5 protein-coding genes are annotated in these 2,991 nt (G+C 40.5%); 4 read left to right on the top strand and 1 reads right to left on the bottom strand.

Annotated features, from left to right (window positions below; genetic code table 11):
* The 4 genes from MCO_RS10835 to MCO_RS10585 all read left to right on the top strand — a co-directional run.
* Nucleotides 1-354: hypothetical protein (locus MCO_RS10835; protein WP_007553000.1), on the top strand; the 354-nt coding region annotated here is incomplete at its 5' end.
* The gene (locus tag MCO_RS04940; protein ID WP_007552998.1) at nucleotides 351-767 is read left to right on the top strand and encodes a hypothetical protein; all 417 of its coding nucleotides are present in this window, start codon (nucleotides 351-353) and stop codon (nucleotides 765-767) included. The genes MCO_RS10835 and MCO_RS04940, both read left to right, overlap by 4 nt.
* A gap of 177 nt (nucleotides 768-944) precedes the next feature.
* A complete protein-coding gene (locus MCO_RS04935; protein WP_007552997.1) occupies nucleotides 945-1,424 on the top strand; it encodes a hypothetical protein in 480 nt (159 codons plus the stop codon).
* Nucleotides 1,425-1,469: 45 nt separating this feature from the next.
* Nucleotides 1,470-1,637 carry a hypothetical protein gene (locus tag MCO_RS10585; RefSeq protein ID WP_007552994.1) on the top strand — a complete coding sequence of 56 codons (168 nt, stop codon included), beginning with the start codon at nucleotides 1,470-1,472 and terminating at the stop codon, nucleotides 1,635-1,637.
* A gap of 333 nt (nucleotides 1,638-1,970) precedes the next feature.
* On the opposite strand, the gene MCO_RS04930 is transcribed toward MCO_RS10585, so the two are convergent.
* A partial coding sequence (locus MCO_RS04930) for a site-specific integrase (protein WP_007552996.1) occupies nucleotides 1,971-2,991 on the bottom strand: 1,021 nt, incomplete at its 5' end.

Here is a 2,991-nt window from a genome sequence, read left to right as displayed (position 1 = left end):
GCTGATAACGCTGTATCGGTAGCGAATGCAATATATTTCGTAAGCGATGGCAAGAAATATCATATTTACTTACAAAACCATCTATTTGACCCCATTGGTATAAGCATTGGTCACAATCCACCTACTTTTTATAAGGTACCCTTCGAGTTTCCCTATTTATTATTTCCACCAGCAATTCCAATGAGAGAGGTAGGGGGAGCGCTATTAGGCTCTTACCCTAGTACCCATAGTTGTTATGGTAATGCGGGGAAAAAATGTCAAGATGCTTATGGGAAACCTCATACTATAGCAATTTATTCACCTTATGCAATTTTAGATTATTTAGGTTTAGGTTATTTATGGAGAAAAAAATGAATACATTGTTTAAATTATTGAGTTGGCTTATTCTGTTAAGTCTCGCTGGATGTGAGGGTTTTTTTGCTCCTCCTCCAGGGGAAGTATACGGGTGGTTGAAGCCGGGAGCAGACTTTACTGAGGTAGGAAAAGCACTGTTAGAATGTGGAATGCCAACACCTTATGATGAGGATTCAGAAAATAGAGAGGTGAGCATCAATGCGAAAGCAACAATTTATGCATGTATGATTCAAGCAGGGTTTCGCTATAAAGATAAAGCAGTGTCGAGGGTGGGGGGGCCATGTTATACTTTTAAAGAGGAAAACCTTCCCATTTGTCAGCCTGGCGCTGTCATTCCACAACGAAGTGTCAAGAAGCGCTTAAATAGCCCGTTTTGTAAAAAAAGTCCAGTACAACCTGAATGCAAACCTTAATCCTTGCTGCTGATAATCAACAATCCCCCATCCTTGCTTTTGCTTGGAATGGCGGGATTGTTTCCTCAATCCACCATCTCAATATTGTTCACCGTTGTTTTAAACAGCGGTGACAAAAAATATCAACAGGCTTACGAGCCTTCTCATCGTAAAGAAACCCATTGAAGGAGGGAGAAAATGAAAAAAATCTTAAAACTGTTGAGCAGCATGGCTTTATTAAGTATGGCTGGATGTCAGTTAGGAACTCCTCCCCCATCAACATTGGCTTTATGGGAAAAGTCTGGAACAGATAGGGCTGTAATTGAACAATCACTTTTAAAATGTGGCTGGAAACCGGTTTATGCTTCTTCTAGTGATATGAATTCGTACGCAAGTGAATTTGTTTCAGTTTATGAGTGCATGAAAAAAGCAGGTTTCCGATATAAATTGCAAGATTCAAAAGGGATTTATTTTACACAACCTCCGAAAAGTGACTCGTTCCTAACCGATCTCATGATAGCTGGATATCAGAAATTTATGGATAATGACACTTTTGGTCTAAGTAATACGAGCAAGAAGGAACGGGCCATGATAGCTCACTTTGAGAATGAAAGAAAACGTCAACAAACAAAAAAAGCTTTACAAAAGCGACCATCCAAGCGTCCTATCCATCCTTAAAAAGGGAGTTGGACAAAAGCACGAATGATGTAGGGGGATAAAGCAGTGTCCTCCTTTATCCACGCGGGTGGCAGTTTAAATCTGGTGGTCGATCAACTCCACAACGAGGCAAGTGAAGGTTCGATTACAGGAGATGCGCATTTTGAAGCAAAAGCCATTGGGGGTAATCCACTGGAGGCATTAAGCAGTTTAACCGAGGCTGGATTTACATGACAAGTTTTTTAATGCTGCGTCGTTATAACGTTGCTGTTTCGCTTGCTCGATGACATTGATATGATCCGATTGTAACCAACGCGATAAAAAACCAAACTTTAAAGAGAACATCATTTTCTGTCATACTAGAATCCCCTCAGTCTCAAAAAATGAAAACAAATCATAAGCATTTATTAACCATATTTTTGCATCATTTGAAAGGTATTTAATCTATAAAAAACAGTGTTTTATTATAGTTTTTCTGATGTGATAATTTATGAATCTTATTGAGATGATATGAGAGAACAGAGAGAGAAAGTTATCCACAGATGATGGGGTTATGCACCCCATCTGTTAAGATTGCCCCGTGACATAAACCGCCCATTTATCCATATAGACACGGCGCTGTTCTAGATAGTCAGTACGACGATAGGCACGCTCTACTTGTCCTCCTACTGTATGACTTAGAATGGTTTCAGCGACCTCATAGGGGGCATCAGTTGTTTCAGCAAGCCAATCGCGTAAACTAGAGCGAAAACCATGGGGGCAGGCTTCAAGACCAGCGCGTTGCATATATTGTGACATACAGCGTTCAGCAAGGGGACCGCGACCGGTTGCAGAAAAAAAGAAATCATTGCGAGAAAGCGAGCGGGCTTGTTTCAAGATTTCTAATGCCTCTGTTGATAAGGGCACGCGAAACTCTGTTGTTGTATCACGCTTTCCTTTCATATTCTCAGCAGGAATAGTCCATAGATCCCCATCAACTTGATCTTTATGAATATGACGCAAAGGATATGTGCGAACGCCTGTCAAAATAAGCAAACGTAATGCCAGATATGTTATGGTTGTTGTTTTACAAAGCGTTTGATAAAAGGCGGGGACATCTTTCCAATCCATAGCTGGTCTATTCGTGATCTTATGGCGTTGTTTGCCTAATAAAGCTTGTGCTTTTTCTGTTGCCTGTAAATCAACATCCAATCCTAAGGCAGCCGCATGTTTAAGACAAAGATTAAGACGCATCAATGCTGTTCGAGCAGTTTTAGCTTTTGTATGCCAAATAGGGGCAAGCACATTGCGTATCTCTGTTTGAGTAATCTCTGAAACGGGCAAACAGCCTAATTTGGGAAGAATATGAAGGCGTAATGGTAAAAACCAAGTTCCATCTTTACCGTCACCTTTTAGTTCAGCTTTACGACTTTCAAAAGCATCTAAAGCAATGTCTTTTAAATAATGGAGATTACGCATTGCCTCACACTTTTGTTTATTGCGTTCTTTAATGAGGTCACGACCCTCGTGCAAAATAGAACGCCATTGGTTTGCCAATTCACGAGCTTTTTTTAAAGAAACGTTTCGCAACGCACCCAAGCCCATTTCG

The sequence above is a fragment of the Bartonella sp. DB5-6 genome (assembly GCF_000278115.1).
GTDB classification, from domain to species: Bacteria; Pseudomonadota; Alphaproteobacteria; order Rhizobiales; family Rhizobiaceae; genus Bartonella; species Bartonella refiksaydamii.
This window is presented reverse-complemented; position numbering and strand designations above follow the sequence as displayed.

Coding starts and splice junctions, on each gene's coding strand:
- MCO_RS04940 (WP_007552998.1), top strand. CDS start 351: ATGAATACATTGTTTAAATTATTGAGTTGGCTTATTCTGTTAAGTCTC.
- MCO_RS04935 (WP_007552997.1), top strand. CDS start 945: ATGAAAAAAATCTTAAAACTGTTGAGCAGCATGGCTTTATTAAGTATG.